This is a genomic window from Microbacterium sp. 05N427 (assembly GCF_056397105.1).
The window spans coordinates 214548-231239 of record NZ_JBFTMT010000006.1 but is presented as its reverse complement, the minus strand read 5'-3'; the positions used below and the strand labels follow the sequence as shown (position 1 = coordinate 231239).

The 16692-nt window shown below is 70.4% G+C and carries 14 protein-coding genes; 8 read left to right on the top strand and 6 right to left on the bottom strand.

Going from position 1 to position 16692, the window contains the following annotated elements; genetic code table 11:
- Positions 1-14: 14 nt before the first annotated feature.
- Positions 15-1343, top strand: a complete 1329-nt coding sequence (locus tag AC1DG4_RS07775; protein WP_477375606.1) for an alpha-hydroxy-acid oxidizing protein — start codon at positions 15-17, stop codon at positions 1341-1343.
- A gap of 88 nt (positions 1344-1431) precedes the next feature.
- Positions 1432-2307, top strand: coding sequence for an NAD(P)H-binding protein (locus AC1DG4_RS07770; RefSeq protein ID WP_477375608.1), 876 nt, complete (start codon positions 1432-1434; stop codon positions 2305-2307).
- Positions 2308-2743: 436 nt separating this feature from the next.
- Here the strand turns inward: AC1DG4_RS07770 and AC1DG4_RS07765 are convergent, their stop codons facing one another.
- Together AC1DG4_RS07765 and AC1DG4_RS07760 are read right to left on the bottom strand one after the other, a co-directional pair.
- Positions 2744-4213 carry a peptide MFS transporter gene (locus tag AC1DG4_RS07765; protein ID WP_477375610.1) on the bottom strand — a complete coding sequence of 490 codons (1470 nt, stop codon included), beginning with the start codon at positions 4211-4213 and terminating at the stop codon, positions 2744-2746.
- Between the two features lie 47 nt (positions 4214-4260).
- Positions 4261-4677: a VOC family protein gene (locus AC1DG4_RS07760; RefSeq protein WP_477375612.1), complete on the bottom strand. Its 417-nt coding sequence runs from the start codon at positions 4675-4677 to the stop codon at positions 4261-4263.
- Positions 4678-4768: 91 nt separating this feature from the next.
- Here AC1DG4_RS07760 and AC1DG4_RS07755 point away from each other — a divergent pair, with 91 nt between their 5' ends.
- Together AC1DG4_RS07755 and AC1DG4_RS07750 are read left to right on the top strand one after the other, a co-directional pair.
- Positions 4769-5377 carry a hypothetical protein gene (locus tag AC1DG4_RS07755; RefSeq protein WP_477375614.1) on the top strand — a complete coding sequence of 203 codons (609 nt, stop codon included), beginning with the start codon at positions 4769-4771 and terminating at the stop codon, positions 5375-5377.
- Between the two features lie 99 nt (positions 5378-5476).
- Entirely contained in the window at positions 5477-6862 is a 1386-nt protein-coding gene (locus AC1DG4_RS07750) for a glycine--tRNA ligase (RefSeq protein WP_477375616.1), read from the top strand.
- 204 nt (positions 6863-7066) lie between these two features.
- Here the strand turns inward: AC1DG4_RS07750 and AC1DG4_RS07745 are convergent, their stop codons facing one another.
- The gene (locus tag AC1DG4_RS07745; protein WP_477375618.1) at positions 7067-7963 is read right to left on the bottom strand and encodes an RNA polymerase sigma-70 factor; all 897 of its coding nucleotides are present in this window, start codon (positions 7961-7963) and stop codon (positions 7067-7069) included.
- Complete coding sequence (locus AC1DG4_RS07740) at positions 7960-8556, bottom strand: carboxymuconolactone decarboxylase family protein (RefSeq protein WP_477375619.1); 597 nt, start codon at positions 8554-8556, stop codon at positions 7960-7962. Before AC1DG4_RS07740 ends, AC1DG4_RS07745 begins: the two co-directional genes overlap by 4 nt.
- Before the next feature lie 110 nt (positions 8557-8666).
- On the opposite strand from AC1DG4_RS07740, the gene AC1DG4_RS07735 reads away from it, so the two are divergent.
- Positions 8667-9485 carry a serine hydrolase domain-containing protein gene (locus tag AC1DG4_RS07735; protein ID WP_477375621.1) on the top strand — a complete coding sequence of 273 codons (819 nt, stop codon included), beginning with the start codon at positions 8667-8669 and terminating at the stop codon, positions 9483-9485.
- A gap of 16 nt (positions 9486-9501) precedes the next feature.
- On the opposite strand, the gene AC1DG4_RS07730 is transcribed toward AC1DG4_RS07735, so the two are convergent.
- The gene (locus AC1DG4_RS07730) at positions 9502-10458 is read right to left on the bottom strand and encodes a helix-turn-helix transcriptional regulator (protein WP_477421166.1); all 957 of its coding nucleotides are present in this window, start codon (positions 10456-10458) and stop codon (positions 9502-9504) included.
- 66 nt (positions 10459-10524) lie between these two features.
- Between AC1DG4_RS07730 and AC1DG4_RS07725 the strand changes: the two genes are divergently transcribed.
- Both AC1DG4_RS07725 and AC1DG4_RS07720 read left to right on the top strand, forming a co-directional pair.
- The gene (locus tag AC1DG4_RS07725) at positions 10525-11667 is read left to right on the top strand and encodes an epoxide hydrolase family protein (RefSeq protein WP_477375625.1); all 1143 of its coding nucleotides are present in this window, start codon (positions 10525-10527) and stop codon (positions 11665-11667) included.
- Between the two features lie 128 nt (positions 11668-11795).
- Entirely contained in the window at positions 11796-12269 is a 474-nt protein-coding gene (locus tag AC1DG4_RS07720) for an S-ribosylhomocysteine lyase (RefSeq protein WP_477375627.1), read from the top strand.
- 161 nt (positions 12270-12430) lie between these two features.
- On the opposite strand, the gene AC1DG4_RS07715 is transcribed toward AC1DG4_RS07720, so the two are convergent.
- Positions 12431-15547 carry an alpha-mannosidase gene (locus AC1DG4_RS07715; protein ID WP_477375629.1) on the bottom strand — a complete coding sequence of 1039 codons (3117 nt, stop codon included), beginning with the start codon at positions 15545-15547 and terminating at the stop codon, positions 12431-12433.
- Between the two features lie 89 nt (positions 15548-15636).
- Between AC1DG4_RS07715 and AC1DG4_RS07710 the strand changes: the two genes are divergently transcribed.
- Positions 15637-16659 (top strand): LacI family DNA-binding transcriptional regulator, encoded by a 1023-nt coding sequence (locus tag AC1DG4_RS07710; protein ID WP_477375631.1) that lies wholly within the window; start codon positions 15637-15639, stop codon positions 16657-16659.
- The last annotated feature ends 33 nt before the right edge of the window (positions 16660-16692 follow it).

The window sequence follows — 16692 nt, the reverse complement described above, 5'->3', positions numbered from 1 at the left end:
TCCGAGGAGGTCTCATGGTCGGTGCTGTCGCTGCTCCGGATGACCCGGCCGCTGCGCGCGGGATCGCGCGGCGAGCCCAATCCGACGTCTACCGTGCGGGCGTGAGCGGCGCCCGGCCCGCGGTGCCGACCCAGCCGGGCGCGCTCGAGGAAGCGGCCCGCGCGGCGCTCAGCCCCGAGGCGTTCGCCTACATCGCGGGCGGAGCAGGAGCCGAGCGCACCGTCGCCGCGAACCGCGCGGCGTTCGCGCGCTGGCAGGTGTGGCCGCGTCCGCTGCGGGACGTCTCCGTGCGCGACCTCGGCACGCGTTTCCTCGGTGTCGACCGGCCCACTCCGCTCCTGCTCGCCCCGCTCGGGGTCATGGAGCTCGCGCACCCCGACGCCGATCTGGCCGTCGCCCGGGCGGCCAACGCGATGGGCGTGCCGTACGTCCTGTCGAACCAGGCCTCGGTGCCGATGGAGCGCGTCGCGGCGTCGGTGCCAGGGGCTGCGCGGCTGTTCCAGCTGTATTGGTCCGCATCCGACGAGCTCAACGCCTCGCTGCTTCATCGCGCCGAAGCCGCCGGCGCCGAGGCGATCGTGGTCACCCTCGACACGCATCTGCTGGGCTGGCGCACGCGCGACCTCGACCTCGGTTACCTGCCGTTCACGCGGGGCATGGGCATCGCCCAGTACACGTCGGATCCGGTATTCCGGGAACTCGTCCGCGCGAGGGCGGGATCCTCGACCGGCGGATCCAAGGTGCGGGTCACCCCGAAGACCATCGCCGCGGGGATCTCGATCGCGCGCAACGGCGCCGCGGTCACCGGATCCCCGAGCCTGCGCGGGAACCTGCGTTCGCCGCTGCCTCGGCTGGCGGTCGAGACCTTCCTCGACGTCTTCTCGACCCCGGCCCTGACCTGGGACGACCTGGCGAAGGCGCGAACGTGGACCTCGCTTCCGCTGATCCTCAAGGGCATCGTGCATCCCGACGACGCCGCGCGCGCCGTCGATGAGGGGTTCGACGGCGTGTGGGTGTCGAACCACGGCGGCCGCCAGATCGACCAGTCCGTGCCGACGCTGGACGTGCTGCCGGCGATCGTGGAGCAGGTCGCCGGACGCGTCCCGGTCATCTTCGACTCCGGCGTGCGCGGCGGGGCGGACGCCTTCATCGCCCTCGCCCTCGGCGCGACCATGGTCGCGCTCGGACGCCCCTACGCGTACGGACTCGGGATCGCCGGGGAGACAGGCGTGCGCGAGGTCATCCGCAACGTGCTCGCCGAGCTCGACGTCACGCTGGGTCTCGCCGGGCTCACGGCCGTGCGCGACGTGGATACCGCGGCCCTCCGTCGCGTGGACGGCTGACGCCCGACAGCCGACGGCCGACAGCCCGACCGCGGGCAGCGGATCCGAATCCGGGAATATCCGCGCGGGCGCGGCGTTCGCGAAAGGCATGAAGGTTCTTCTCACCGGCGCGACCGGCTACATCGGCACTTCCGTCCTCGACCGGCTGCTCGCGGAGGGCCACACCGTGACCGCCCTCGTCCGCGACGCGGCGAAGGCGAGCGTCGTGGAGGCGGCCGGGGCGACCGCCCTCATCGGCGACGTCGCGGATTCCGCGCGCGTGGGGCAGGCCGTGGCTGCGGCGGACGGCGTCATCCACACGGCATCGACCCCCGAAGGCGACGCCGCGTTCATCGACGCTGTGCTGGGCGCGCTCGAGGGCACGGGCAAGCCGTTCGTGCACACGGGCGGGATCTGGAGCTACGGCACCGCGAGCGACATCACGGAGCAGACCCCGATCGACCGGCCGGCCCTCACGGCCTGGCGCGATGCGGGCGAGGCGAAGGTGCTCGCCGCCTCCGGCATCCGCGGCACGGTCGTCGCACCCGCCATGGTCTACGGCCGAGGCGGCGGCCTGGTGCGGATCCTCACCGACGCGACCGACGGGGGAGTGCTCCTGATCGGCGACGGCAGCCAGCACTGGACCACGGTCGATGTCGACGACCTCGCCGCGCTGTACGTGCTCGCGCTCGAGAGCGGTCGCGCGGGGGAGACCTACATCGGCGCCTCCGGTCAGAACCCGACCGTCCGCGAGCTGGGTGAGGCGGTCGCATCCGGATCCCGCGTGGCAGAGGGCGTCCGCGCTGAGAGCATCGAGCAGACACGGGCGCGGCTCGGCGAGGCGTTCGCCGACGCGCTCCTCCTCGACGAGCAGGCCACGGGGGCCAAGGCACGGGCCGAGCTCGGCTGGACTCCGACCGCGCGCCCGCTCCGGGATCAGCTCGCCGACGGCACGTATCTGGAGAGCGTGGCCGCGCGGGTCTGAACCCGAGGCGCGGGCTTGATCCCTGAGGTGGGGTCGGGTTCGGGGCGTACCTCGCCGGTTTGGGGCGCGTTAGGCCGGGAATTCCTGACAGGACGCGCCCCAAAACGGGAGAGTGCGCCCCAAACCGACACCACAGCCCCGGATCCGGGACTGTGGTCGGTGGGGATCCGACGCGCTGGTCGACGGGAATCTGAGGCGCAGGCTGCGGTTCGGGGCGCACCTCGCCGGTTTGGGGCGCGTTAGGCCGGGAATTCCTGACAGGACGCGCCCCAAAACGGGAGGGTGAGCCCCAAACCGGGAGGGGGCGCTCCGAGGCCGCCCAGCCAAGACGGGAGGGGGCGCCCCAAAGCCCAGGCTCTGCACCGAAACGGATGAGCGCGCCCCCGAACCCAGGCTGCGCCCTGAATCGGAGGAAGCACGCCCGCCGGTCACGTCGTCAGCGCACGCCCTTCATGAGCGCGAGCACGGGCTTGGCCGACACCAGCAGGCCGATGCCGACGACGATCGCGATCGCGCCGAGGATCGAGAAGTACGGGACCTCGTTGTGCGGGTCGTAGAACCGCACAAGCGAGCCCGAGATCGCGGTGCCGAGTGAGACCGACAGGAAGAACAACGCGACCATCTGCGTGTGGAACGCGGTCGGTGCCAGCTTGGTCGCCGCGGACAGGCCGATCGGCGACAGCAGCAGCTCGGCCACCGTGAACACGAAGAGGATCCCGATGATGGCCAGCAGCGGCGTGGAGTTCGCGGCCCCGCCGGCGAACGGCAGGAACAGGAGGAACGCCGCGCCCATGATGATCGCGCCGAGGGCGAACTTCACCGGCGTCGACGGCTGGCGGGCGCCGAGCTTCGTCCAGATCGCGGCGAACACCCCGGACAGCACGATGATGAAGACCGGGTTGATCGACTGCACCCACGACACCGGCATCTCCCAGCCGAACAGGTCGCGGTTCAGCCGCTCGTCCGAGTACACGGTCAGCACCGTGAACTGCTGCTGGTACAGCGACCAGAACGCCACGCTCGTGATGAACAGCGGCAGGAAGCCCCACACCCGGGACCGCTCCGTCGCGTCGATGCGGCTGCTCGTGAGGATCACCGCGAAATAGGCGATCGCGGCGACCGTGGCGGCGATGATCACGACCGTGGCGAGGTTGTCCGCCGTGATCACCCCGGTCAGCACGAGCGCGACGAGGATCAGGATCCCGGCGATCGCGATGACGACCGCCGTCGCGTAGCGGTTCCGCGGCAGCGGGTTCGCGATGCGATGCGCCTCCGCAGGCAGGCCGCGGCGCCCGAACGAGTACTGCGTCAGGCCGGCGGCCATGCCGATCGCGGCGAGGCCGAAGCCGAAGTGGAAGCCCAAGGTCGACTGCAGCAGGCCGGTGAGGATCGGTCCGAAGAAGCCGCCGAGGTTGATGCCCAGGTAGAACAGCGAGAATCCGGCGTCGCGCCGCGGATCGTCGGCCGTGTAGAGGGTGCCGACCACGGAGGTCGCGTTCGCCTTGAGTCCGCCGGACCCGATCGCGACGAGCACCAGGCCCACGCCGACGCCGACCACACCCGGCAGCAGCGCGAGGGCGATGTGCCCCGCCATGATCACGATCGCGCTGTAGAACAGCGTGCGCTCGGATCCGAGGATCCTGTCCGCGACCCAGGCGCCGAGGATCGTGGCCAGGTAGACGGATCCGCCGTAGGCGCCCACGATTCCGCCGGCCACGCCCTTGTCGAGCCCCAGCCCTCCGTCGGTGACGGAGTAGTACAGGTAGATGAGCAGGATGCCCTGCATGCCGTAGAAGCTGAACCGCTCCCACATCTCCACCCCGAACAGGTGGGCCAGGGCCCACGGCTGCCCGAAGAATCGGGTGTCGCGATCCCCGTGCGTGCGGGCTTCCTGTGCGGTGCTCATCATTCCAGCGTAAGCCGCGCGGGTGCCGGATGGGGAGCGGGGCGGGGTCAGCTCCGGGGAGGCAGCACGAACGCGCCGGTGTCGTCGGGGTTCATCGCGATCTCCCAGCGGAACCCGTCGGGGTCGGCGAAGTAACCGGAATAACCGCCCCAGTCGCGGCGTACGGCCGGCGTGACGGGGGCGCCCAGCGCGGCCGCCTCGGCGAGGACCGCGTCGACCTCGGCGTCGGTCGCCACGTTGTGCGCCAGCGTGAGCGGGGCGATGCCGGGGGCGGGCGGTGCGCCGATCTCCGCGGTGAACCCTGCCACGCTCCACAGCGACAGGATCATCCGTTCCGCGACGGGGAGCATCAGGACCTCGTCCGCCTCGAAGATCGGCTGCCAGCCGAGACCGTCGACGTAGAAGGTCCTGCTGCGTGCGACGTCCGCGACGGCCAGGGTGATGAAGCTCACTCGTTGTTCCATGGCAGTCATGGTGTCACCGGCCTCCGACGTCGGCGCCAGCCCGGCCGGATCATCGAAGGTACGCGTCGAGCCGGTGTGACTCGATGAAGAGATGAGTGCAGCGCAGTACCCGGCGGAAAGCCCGTATCACGCACGTCTTCCGATCGGCGAGCGGCTCGATGCCACGCCCCTCACGGAGGGGCTGCCGTGGGCGTTCGAGCAGATAACGATGCGCCCGCTCGAGCCCATGCTCGTGCCGGAAGCTCCGCGCAGTGGCGAGAACGATCCGGAGAACTGCGGACCGTGCGAACCCAGTGAGCACACGATCTGGCGGGATGACCTCTGGCAGGTGCGTTCCGGGTGGGAGGTCGGTGGGCTCCCGTTCGTCGGCGCGATCTCGCCACGTGAACACTGGCTCCTCGAGGATGCACCGGTCGACGTGCTCGCAGCCTTCGGCCCTCTGATGCAGCGCGTCTCTGCGGCAGTCAAGAGCATCCCCGGGGTCGCGCGCTGTCACTTCGCCCGATGGAACGACGGATCCGCGCACCTGCATCTGTGGGCGCTGGCTCGTCCGGCGGGGATGATGCAGGGCCGCGGCGCCGGCCTCGCATTCTGGGACGAGATCCTCCCGGCGATGCCGTCGGAGATGGCGGAAGAGAATCTGCGCACGGTGGCCGAATCGCTGGCCTCCGGGGGTGGCGCGGCGTTCCCCGGGCGCTGAACTCGATTCCCGGCGGGTGGGCCGCCAGATCCGCGCCGGTAGGATTGATCCGCGCCTCATCGTGCGCATTCCCCGCATCTCGCGACCATTGGAGCCACCGTGGCCGAACAGTCCCGTCTTGACAAGGTCATCGCCCTCGCCCGCCACCGCGGGTTCGTGTTCCAAGCGGGTGAGATCTACGGCGGTTCCCGCTCGGCCTGGGACTACGGCCCCCTCGGCACCGAGCTCAAGGAGAACATCCGGCGGCAGTGGTGGCAGACCTTCGTGCGCGGCCGTGGCGACATGGTGGGCCTGGACTCGTCGATCATCCTGCCCAAGCGCGTGTGGGAGGCATCCGGTCACGTCGCGACCTTCACGGATCCGCTCGTCGAGTGCCTGCAGTGCCACAAGCGGTTCCGCGCAGACACCCTCATCGAGGACTTCGAGGCCCGAAAGGGCCGCCCGGCCGAGAACGGTCTCGCCGACGTGCCCTGCCCGAACTGCGGCACGAAGGGGCAGTACACCGAGCCCAAGGCGTTCTCCGGCCTGGTGAAGACCTACCTCGGCGTTGTCGATGACGAGTCGGGCGTGTACTTCCTGCGTCCCGAGACCGCGCAGGGCATCTTCGTGAACTTCTCGAACGTGCTCACCGCGAGCCGCAAGAAGCCGCCGTTCGGCATCGGCCAGATCGGCAAGGCGTTCCGCAACGAGATCACGCCCGGCAACTTCATCTTCCGCACGCGCGAGTTCGAGCAGATGGAGATCGAGTACTTCGTGCCCCCCGCTGAGGCGCAGGAGTGGTTCGAGCACTGGGTGCAGGAGTGCTGGGACTGGTTCATCGACCTCGGGATCAACCCGGAGAACATCCGTCAGTTCGACGTGCCAGAGGAGGACCGCGCGCACTACTCCGCCGGCACGATCGACGTCGAGTACCGCTTCGGCTTCGCGGGCAAGGAGTGGGGCGAGCTCATGGGCGTCGCCAACCGCACCGACTTCGACTTGTCCAACCACAGCGAAGCCTCCGGATCCTCGCTCAGCTACTTCGACCAGGCATCGGGCGAGAAGTACACCCCCTATGTGATCGAGCCCTCGTTCGGCCTCACCCGTTCGATGATGGCGTTCCTCGTGGACGCCTACGTCGAGGAGGAGGTGCCGAACGCCAAGGGCGGCACCGACGTGCGCACCGTGCTGAAGCTCGACCCCCGCCTCGCCCCGGTCAAGGTCGCGGTGCTGCCGCTCTCGCGCAATGAGCGCCTCTCGCCGCTCGCCCGCGAGGTCGCCGACAAGCTTCGCGGTCACTGGGCGATCGACTTCGACGACGCCGGCGCGATCGGGCGACGCTACCGCCGCCAGGACGAGATCGGCACCCCGTTCTGCGTCACGATCGACTTCGACTCGCTCGATGACGACGCCGTGACCGTCCGTGACCGCGACACCATGGCGCAGGAGCGCGTGCCGCTCGCCGAGCTCGACGCCTACCTCTCGGAGCGCCTGAAGGGCGCCTGAGTCCACTGTCGGTTTGGGGCGCGCCTCGCCGGTTTGGGGCGCGCTAGGTCGGGAAATCCCGGCAGGCTGCGCCCCAAAACGAGAGAGTGCGCCCCGAAACGAGGGCGCGGCACGGGGCAGGGAAGACGACCGCGCGGCAACCGGCACCGCGGATCCGACGAGTAGCCCGACGGGTCAGCGCCCGACGGGTCAGCGGGCGGCGGGTCAGCGCGCGAGTGACGCCTCGGCGTCGAGCCCCGAGAGCTTGTCCGGATTGGCGACAGAGAACACCCGCGTGATGCGGCCGTCCTCGACGGCGAAGCTCACCGCCGCGAGCAGCTCGCCGCCGACCTGGATGCCGGCGCCGAGCATGCCGTTGACGCGCAGCGGCACCACCGCGAAGGCCGTGTCGAGCTTCGTGATGCTGCCCCGCAGGAACGCCACGACGCGTTCGGCGCCGTGCAGCGGACGCCGTGCGGCGTGCCGGACGAGCCCGCCGCTGTCGGTCACAGACACGACGTCGGGCGCGAGCACGTCCATGAGCGACTGCACGTCGCCCGAGTTCATCACAGCGATGAAGCGCTCCACGACGCGATCGTGCTCGGAGGCGTCGACCGCGACGCGCGGACGGCGGGCGGCGACGTGGTCGCGGGCGCGGTGCGCGATCTGCCGCACCGCGGCGGGCGTCTTGCCCACCGCCTCCGCGATCTCGTCGAACGGGACGTCGAACACCTCGCGCAGCACGAACACGGCGCGCTCGGTCGGCCCGAGCGTCTCGAGCACGGTCAGCATCGCGAGCGAGACGCTCTCGGCGAGCACCACGTCGTCCGCGACGTCCGGCGTGGTGCGCAGGGGTTCCGGCAGCCACGGGCCGACGTACTCCTCGCGCCGGCGCGAGGCCGTCCGCAGCTGATTGAGCGCCTGCCGCGTGACGATCCGCACGAGGTAGGCGCGCGGGTCGAGCACGTCGCCGCGGTCGTCCGCGGACCAGCGCAGCCACGACTCCTGCAGCACGTCCTCGGCGTCTGCCGCGGATCCGAGCATCTCGTACGCGACCGTGAACAACAGGCCGCGGTGCATGACGAACGGATCCTCGGGCGCCGGTCGGCTCACGTCGCTCATGCCGGCGACGTTACGCGGGTCTCGCCCCGCGTCGCCAGGGGCACGAGCCCGCAGGCGTCCGCGAAGCCGTCGGAGTGGATCCCGAGCGCGATGTTGGACCGGGCGGTCGCGTTGAGATAGCCGACCTTCGCGGCGAGCTCGAGCAGCGCAGGGGCGCCCAGCTCGGCGAGCAGCTCATCGGAGAGCTCGTCGGTGACCGTGGGCGGCGTCAGGCTCATCGCCTCGGCATACTCCATCACGAGCCGCTCCCGGTGCGTGAACCGGGTGGATTCGCGCCAGATCGGCACCTCGCGGGCCTTCTCCTCGTCGAGTCCGTGGTCGTGGGCCATGAAGTAGTGCAGGTCGAGGCAGAAGCTGCAGCCGACGGTCGCCGCCGCCGTCATGGTGGCCAGCGTCGACAGGCTCTTGTCGAGCTCGTGCCACTTCTCGGTCTTGCGGCCGAAGTTCATCATGTCGGTGAAGACCGGCCGGTGATGCCAGAGCACCCCGATCGAGTCGGGCACCCGGCCGAACATCTTCTTCGTGGCGAACTTCACCACCGCGCCGTAGAGTCCGGTCACCTCGGTCGCGGGGATGCGGGCCTGAGTCGTCATGATCTGCTCCTTCTGCGGCACGCTTCTCGCGCCTTCGCACATGGAGACACCGGCCGGAGCAGATGTGTGACATCCGGATCCGAATTCCGTCCCGTGGGACGATGGATCCCGTGGAGACGACGACCTTCGCCGCGACTGACGGCTTTCCCCATCCGGCCCTGGTCGGAGTCACCGGCCCCGATGAGACACGCGCGGTGCAGGGGGATCCGCAGGCCGTTCTGCCCCTCGCCTCGGTGACGAAGCCGCTGACCGCGTGGGGCGCACTCGTCGCCGTCGATCGCGGGCTGGTCGATCTGGATGAGCCTGCCGGACCCGCGGGCTCGACCGTGCTGAACCTGCTCGATCACACGAGCGGGCTGCCGATGGAGGGATCCGAGCCGCAGAAGGCCCCTGGCGAGCGTCGCATCTACTCGAACGCGGGATTCGACGCCCTGGCCGCCCACGTCGCCGAAGCCACGGGGATGGACTTCGCGGACTGGATGCTGCGCGAAGTCACGCTTCCGCTCGGCATGGCGCACACCGACGTGACGGGCCGCCCTTCCGCCGGGGCGTTGTCGTCGATTGCGGACCTGCTGATCTTCGGCCGCGAGGTGCTGCGGCCCACCCTCATCCCTGCCGCGCTGCGCGATCTCGCGCTCACCGTCTCCCACCCCGGGCTGCGTGGCATCGTGCCCGGCTACGGCTCGTACCCCGACAACCAGTGGGGACTCGGCTTCGAGCTCAAGGGTGCCAAGAGTCCGCACTGGCTCAGCGACACGTTCCCACCCGAGACGGCCGGCCACTTCGGCGCGCTCGGCAGTTTCCTGTTCGTCGACCGATCGCGCGATGTCGCCGCCGCGTTCCTCTCCGGCGTCCCGTTCAGTGAGGAGCACAAGCGGATCTGGCCCCCGCTCACCGAGGAGATCGTCGCGCGCTACGGCAGCGATTGAGCAGGATCCGGATCCGTCAGGATCCCGCGACGGCGCGGGCGTAGCGCTCGGACAGGAGTTGCAGCCGGGGAACCRGCTCCGGCGGAGACTCCACCGTGAAGTCCATCATCAGCATCCCGATGTACGCGGCGACGGTGTCGAGGCTGTCCGCGCCCGTCACCAGGATGCAATGGTCGGCGTCGAGCGGCTCGACCACGCCGACGGTGGGGTTGATGCGATCGAGCACGCTCTGCGCCGAGGCGTCGACGCGCAGCCGCGCGTGCACCTTCCAGCCGCTCGCCGCGATCGTCCGCATCGCGAAGGCCGTGTAGTCGCCGCCCGGGAGCGGCTCAGGGCGGAACGGTCGTCGCGTCGGCAGCCGCAGCGTCATCCAATCCACCCGGTAGGTGCCCCAGGATCCCTCCTGCGGATCGCGGGCCACGAGATGCCAGCGCCGCTGCCAGCTCAGCAGCCGGTACGGCTCGACCAGCACGGGTGCGCCTTCGTAGTCGAAGCGCAACCATTCGGCGTCGCGGATCGCGGCGGCGACGGTCCTCAGCACGGCAGGATCGACCTCGGGGTCCGGGGCGTCGGTGCCGACGTTCTCCTGTCCGCGGTCGACCGTCGACCCGAGCGCCTCCACGGTGGGCCTCAGATGGGCGGGGAGCACCTGCTCGATCTTCGCGAGCGCCCGTGCGCGCACGTCTTCGATGCCGGCGATGCCCGCGGCGGCCTGCAGGCCGACCGTGACCGCGACGGCCTCCTCGTCGTCGAGCAGCAGGGGAGGAAGGGATCCGCCGGCGCCCAGGCGGTAGCCRCCGACCGCGCCGCGCGTCGCATCCACCGGATACCCGAGCTCGCGCAACCGCTCGATGTCGGCTCTTACCGTGCGACCGCTCACGCCGAGGCGCTCGGCGAGCTCTGTGCCCGTGCGCGCAGATCCGGTCTGCAGCAGCGAGAGCAGTGCGAGCAGTCGCGCGGAAGGGCCGGTCATGAGAGCTCCGATCAGAATGAATCATTAGGAACGAATCCAGCCTAATGGCCACCTAGCGTAGGAGACATGAACACGACCGCAGCCCTCTCCTTCCGCCCGTTCACCGTCTCCGTCACCGACGCCGAGGTCGCCGATCTGCAGGATCGTCTGGCGCGCACCCGCCTCCCGCAGCCGGCCCCCGCCGACGACTGGGCCACCGGCACCCCCAACGCCTATCTCCGCGAGGCGCTCGCCGCCTGGCGTGCTTTCGACTGGCGTGCCGCCGAGGCGCGCATCAACGCCTTTCCGCACTTCGTCGCCGAGATCGACGACCAGGACATCCACTTCATCCACGTGCGCTCGGTGCACGAAGGGGCGACGCCGCTGCTGCTGACGCACACCTACCCCGGATCCTCCGTCGACTACCTCGACGTGATCGACCGCCTGGTCGACCCGGTCGCGTACGGCGGCCGCGCGGAGGATGCCTTCGACGTCGTCGTGCCCGATGCGCCCGGCTACGGCTTCTCGCAGCCGGTGGTCGACTCCGGGTGGACGATGGCGCGAGTCGCCCGGGCCTACGACGCCCTCATGCGGGGCCTCGGCTACGAGAGCTACGGCGTGCACGGATCCGACAATGGCGCGATGGTCGCGCGCGAGCTCGGCCTGTTGAATCCGGAGGGCTTCCTCGGCCTGCACGTGCTGCAGCTGTTCTCGTTCCCCTCGGGCGACCCGTCGGAGTTCGAGCGCCTCGAGCCGGCCGACTACGCCGGCCTCGAGCACATGCAGTGGTTCCAGTCGGTCGGCGGCTACAACACGATGAACGCCTCGCGTCCGCAGACGGTCGCGGTCGGGCTCAGCGACTCCCCGATCGGTCTGCTGGCGTACAGCGAGCTGTTCAACAGCTTCGGCAACGGGACCTCCCTCGTTCCGCTGGAGAAGATCCTGCTCGAGGTCAGCGTGAACTGGTTCGCGAACGCCGCGGCGGGCATGAGCCGCAGCTACTTCGAGAACGCGCAGGCGCAGGCGGAGTCGCAGGTGAACCACGCGCGCACCGGCGTCGCCGTCTTCAAGGACGACTTCCAGACGATCCGCGTCTTCGCCGAGCGCGACAACGACAACATCGTGCACTGGAGCCGCTTCGACGAGGGCGGACACTTCGCCGCCCTGGAGCGCCCCGACCTGCTCGCCGGAGACATCCGGGCGTTCTTCGCGGAGGTGCGCGAGGGCTGAGCGTCCGGTCGCCGCCCGCATCCGTCATCGTGTTGCGGGCGGCGGCCCTCGTACGAGGTGAGCGGGGTAGCCTCGGATCCGGGCCGGATCCCGCCCACCACCCGTCCGTCACCCGAAGGAGATCCGTCATGGCCGAGGTCGAGAGCTTCACCCTGAACCACACCGCCGTCAAGGCGCCCTACGTGCGCCTGATCGGCGTCGAGCAGGGGCCGCGCGGCGACGAGATCTCCAACTTCGATGTGCGATTCGTGCAGCCCAATGAGGGTGAGATCCCGACGGCGGCGCTGCACACGATCGAGCACACCCTCGCCTCGCTGCTGCGCGACCGCGTGGAGGGCGTGATCGACATCTCGCCGTTCGGCTGCCGCACGGGGTTCCACCTGATCACCTGGGGTCGCCCCGAGGTCCCGGCGCTCGTCGAGGCCATCACCGACAGCCTGCGCTTCATCGCGGAGAAGGCCGAGTGGAGCGACGTCCCCGGCGTCAGCGCGATCGAGTGCGGCAATTACCGCGACCACAGCCTGCACGGGGCGCGCGAGTGGTCCGCACGGATCCTGGAGCAGGGCATCAGCCGCGACGCGTTCACCCGCGTCCTGGTCTGAGGAACCCTGCGCTCCCGGACTCCCGGACTCCCGGACTCCCGGACTCCCGGACTCCCGCGCTCGCCGACGCCCCCTCTGCGCACCGACGCCCCCTCCAGGGTGCGTCAGCAGGAGGGGGCGTCGGTGTTGCGAGGGGGCCTCGAGGCGAGGCGGGGGGCGCGTCAGGCCAGGGCGATGCGGAGCGTGCGCACCTCGAAGGGGCGCAACGACAGCGTTTCGCCGGTGCGGGGCGACTCCAGCTCGTCCTCGATGAGTGAGACCTCGCGGATCCCGCCGTGCGCGAAGCCGACCGACAAGGATCCGGATGTGCGTCGACCGAGCGACTCGTAGACGCGCACGATCACATCGCCGGAGCGGTCGTCGGCGAGCTTCACGCTCGAGACGACGATGCCCTCACCGGAGACGGTCACCAGCGGCTCGACCTCGTTCGCACCGCGGACGACGGTCGCCGGGGCGTTCAGCGCGATGCCCTCCGCGGTCGCGATCGCGGCGTCGGCGCCGATCACCAGGCCCACCTGGATCTCGTGACGGCCGTGGTCGGTGTCGGGGTCGGGGAAGCGCGGGGCGCGCAGCAGCGAGAGGCGCACGGTGGTGGTGACGTCGTCGCCGTCCACGTCGCGGGTGGTGTCGAAGCCGTAGATCGAGTCGTTCACGAGCGCGGCGCCGAAGCCGCCGTCCTCCTGCACCAGCACGAAGCGGTGCATCGAGGTCTCGAACTTCGCGGCCTCCCAGCTCGTGTTCACGTGCGTGACACGGCGCTGGAACCCGAACTGCGTCTCGGCGGCGGTCTCGCGGGCGAAGACATCCAGCGGGAAGGCGAGCTTCAGCAGCTTCTCGGTCTCGTGCCAGTCGATCTCGTTGCGCAGCAGGACCGTGCGGGATCCGGGACGCAGGGTGATCGTCTGCCGCAGGTGGGAATCGGAGAACGGCCGCTCGACGATGATCGTCGCGACGCCGTCTTCGACCGACGTCGAGATCGAGGACACCGCGGTGAGGTCGTCCACGCGGTTGCGGTAGTACTTGTCGATGTCCCACGCGTCCCACATGTTCGGGAAGTCCTGGTGCAGCTGGAACAGGTTCGCCGGCTTGCCCGCGGGGATCGTCTCCCGTCCCGACGCCTTGTCCACGGCGGAGACGAGGAGGCCCTCGGGCGAGATCACGATCGTGACGAGGTCGTTCTCGAGGCGGAAGCCGTCCGAGGACTCCGTGAGGGAGACGCCCTTCGTCTCGTCGCTGCGCTCCTCGCTCAGGGACCGGTCTGTGGCGTCGTCCTCGCTCAGGGACCGGTTCATATCCGGTTCCTGAGCGAGCGAAGCGAGACGAAGGACGCTCGGCGACCTGTGCACGGCGGCGCCGAGCCCCTGGGCACCGGTCCCGACGCCGACCGAGGTCGGCGTGAAGACGAGCTCCACATCTCCCGAACCGGCGAGCGCGGCGCGCGCCGCCGCGGACAGCGCGCGGGCCTCGTCGAGCACGCCGGAGAGTACGGAGACCGCCTCGCGGTGCACCCACGCGATCGAGGTGCCGGGGAGGATGTCGTGGAACTCGTGCAGCAGCACGGTCTGCCAGAGCCGGTCGAGCTCGTCGTACGGATACGCCGCGCCGAGGCGCACGGCGGCGGTCGAGGCCCACAGCTCGGCCTCGACGAGCGCCTGCTCGGCCCAGCGGTGCAGCGCCTTCGTGGCGTGCTGGCTGGTGAGCGTTCCGCGGTGCAGTTCGAGGTACAGTTCGCCGACCCACACGGCCGGATCCGGAAGCTCCGCCTTGGCGGCGTCGAAGAACTCGTCGGGGTGGATCCACTCCACCTGGGCGGATCCCTCCAGCGAAGCGAGGCGGGAGGCCTTGCCGGTCATCTCACGGGTCGTGCCGCCGCCGCCGTCGCCCCAGCCCACCGGGGCGATCGAGCGCGTCGCGACGCGGTTCTCCTTGAACTGGCGCGAGGCCTTGGCGACCTCCATGCCGCTCAGCTGCGAGTTGTAGGTGTCCATCGGAGGGAAGTGCGTGAAGATCCGCGATCCGTCGATGCCCTCCCAGTCGAAGCTGTGGTGCGGGAAGACGTTGCGCTGGTTCCACGAGATCTTCTGCGTGAAGAACCACTCGAAGCCGGCCCGGCGCATGAGCTGAGGCAGGGCGGGGGAGTAGCCGAAGCTGTCGGGCAGCCACACGCCCTTCGACCGGATCCCGAACTCGCGCTCGAAGAAGCGCTGCCCGTGCGAGAACTGCCGCACGAGCGACTCGCCGCTCGGCATGACGGTGTCGGATTCGACCCACATGCCGCCGAGCGGCAGGAAGCGACCCTCGGCGACGGCGGACTTGATCCGGGCGTAGACCTCGGGACGGTGCTCCTTCATCCAGGCGTACTGCTGCGCGCTGGACATGCCGTAGCGGAACTGCGGCTGCTCCTCGAGCAGGGTCGTCATCGACGACGTGGTGCGGGCGACCTTGCGCACGGTCTCGCGCAGCGGCCACAGCCAGGCCGAGTCGATGTGGGCATGCCCGATCGCGGCGATGCGGTGCGCGCTCGCGTCGGCGGGCGCCGCCAGCACCTCGGCCAGCTGCGCCCTGGCGTCGCCTGCGGTCTGCACGATTCGCTGCAGGTCGAGCACGTCGAGCGCGTCGTCGAGCGCCTGCAGGATGCGCATGCGCCGCGGGCTGGTCTCGGGGAGCTCGGCCTGCAGGTCGAGCAGCACCTCGAGGTCGAGGGAGAGCTCGAACACCTCGGTCTCGAACACCGCGAGGTCCATGTGCCGCACGCGGTAGAGCGGATCCGGCGCGGAGGTGAGGATGTCGCCCTCCTGCGTCGGCAGGAAGGGGTGGTAGTCCAGCAGCACCGGGTTGGAGGCCCCCTCGAGGTAGAACTCCACTGCGCCGCCGGCCGCGACGTCGACCGGCAGCCACTGGTTGCGCGGGTTCAGACTCTTCACCGGGACCGGCTCGCCGTCGGCGCCGGCGCGGTAGGCGAGCGCCTCGCACTGGAAGCCGGTCATGTTGATGTCGAAGCCGAGGTCGACGAGCGCCTCGACGCGCCGGCCGGCCCATTCAGCCGGCACGGTCCCGCGGACGCGGAACCAGGTGGTGCCCCACGCGGGGCCCCACTGCTGACCGGCCGAGAACGGCGCGTACTCGAGCGCCAGGCCCTCGGCGGCGGGGATCGGCTCGCCCGGTAGGACGTGTGCGGCGATCTCCAGCGGGATGCGGGCGGAGTGGACGGCGGGGCGCACGCGCTCGCCGAGCACGCGGGTCACGCGGCCGACGGTGAGCGAGGTCTCTTCGTGCACGGGGTGCTCCTTCGCGGTGCGAGAATGTGAGGACGCCTGGGGAGTCCGGTTCCACGGGGTCAACTAAAACGATCTAGTACGGTGAGTCTATGTCACAGGCGAAGCGCACCACCATCGCCGATATCGCCCGGCTCGCGGGAGTGTCCCCTGGTGCGGTCTCGTTCGCGCTGAACGGGCGCCCCGGCGTCAGTGAGCAGACGCGTCAGCGCATCCTCGACATCGCGGAGGAGCACCAATGGCAGCCGAGCTCGGCGGCCAGGGCCCTGGTCGGATCCCGCGCCGGCGTCGTCGGCTTCGCGGTCAATCGCCCGGCGCGCACCCTGGGCACGGAGGCGTTCTTCACCGACCTCATCGCCGGTGTGCAGTCGGCGCTCGCGCAGCACGGCGTCGCGCTGCAGCTGGTCGTGGTCTCCTCGATCGAGGAGGAGATGGCGACCTACCGGCGCTGGCGCAGCGCGAATCAGGTCGACGGCGTGATCGTGATCGACCCGCGCGACGACGACCCTCGTCTGGCGCTGCTGCCCTCCCTGCCACTGCCGGCCGTGGTGATCGGCAGCAGGGACGCCGTGGGCGATCCTCCCGCGATCTGGCTCGATGACGAGGCCGCCGCGCATGCGCTGTTCGACTACCTCGCCGCGCTCGGGCACCGCGAGATCGCCTACGTCTCCGGGCCCGCCGAGTTCCAGCACACCCGCATCCGCGCCGACGTGCTCGCAGCCCTCGCGGCCAGGGACGTCACGGGTGAGACCTTCGTCACCGACTTCTCCCCGGCGGCCGCGACCGCCGCCACCCGCACCCTGCTCAGTCGCGCGACGAGGCCGACCGCCGTCGTCTACGACAACGACGTGATGGCGATCGCGGGGCTCAGGGTCGCGCAGGAGATGGGCGTCGGGGTGCCGCAGGCGCTGTCGGTGGCGTCCTTCGACGACTCCGTGGTGACGGGGCTCGTGCATCCGTCGATCACGTGCCTCACGCGCGACACCTTCGCCCTCGGCGAGCAGGCCGCGGCCTTCCTGCTGGAGCGGATCGGATCCGAGGATCCGCTCCCGTCGCGCCGCGGCACCGCCCCGGCGCTGACGATCCGCGAGAGCACCGCCGCCCCCGCGCGCTGAGCGCGGTGACCGCGGGGGGCGCGTCGCGACGGG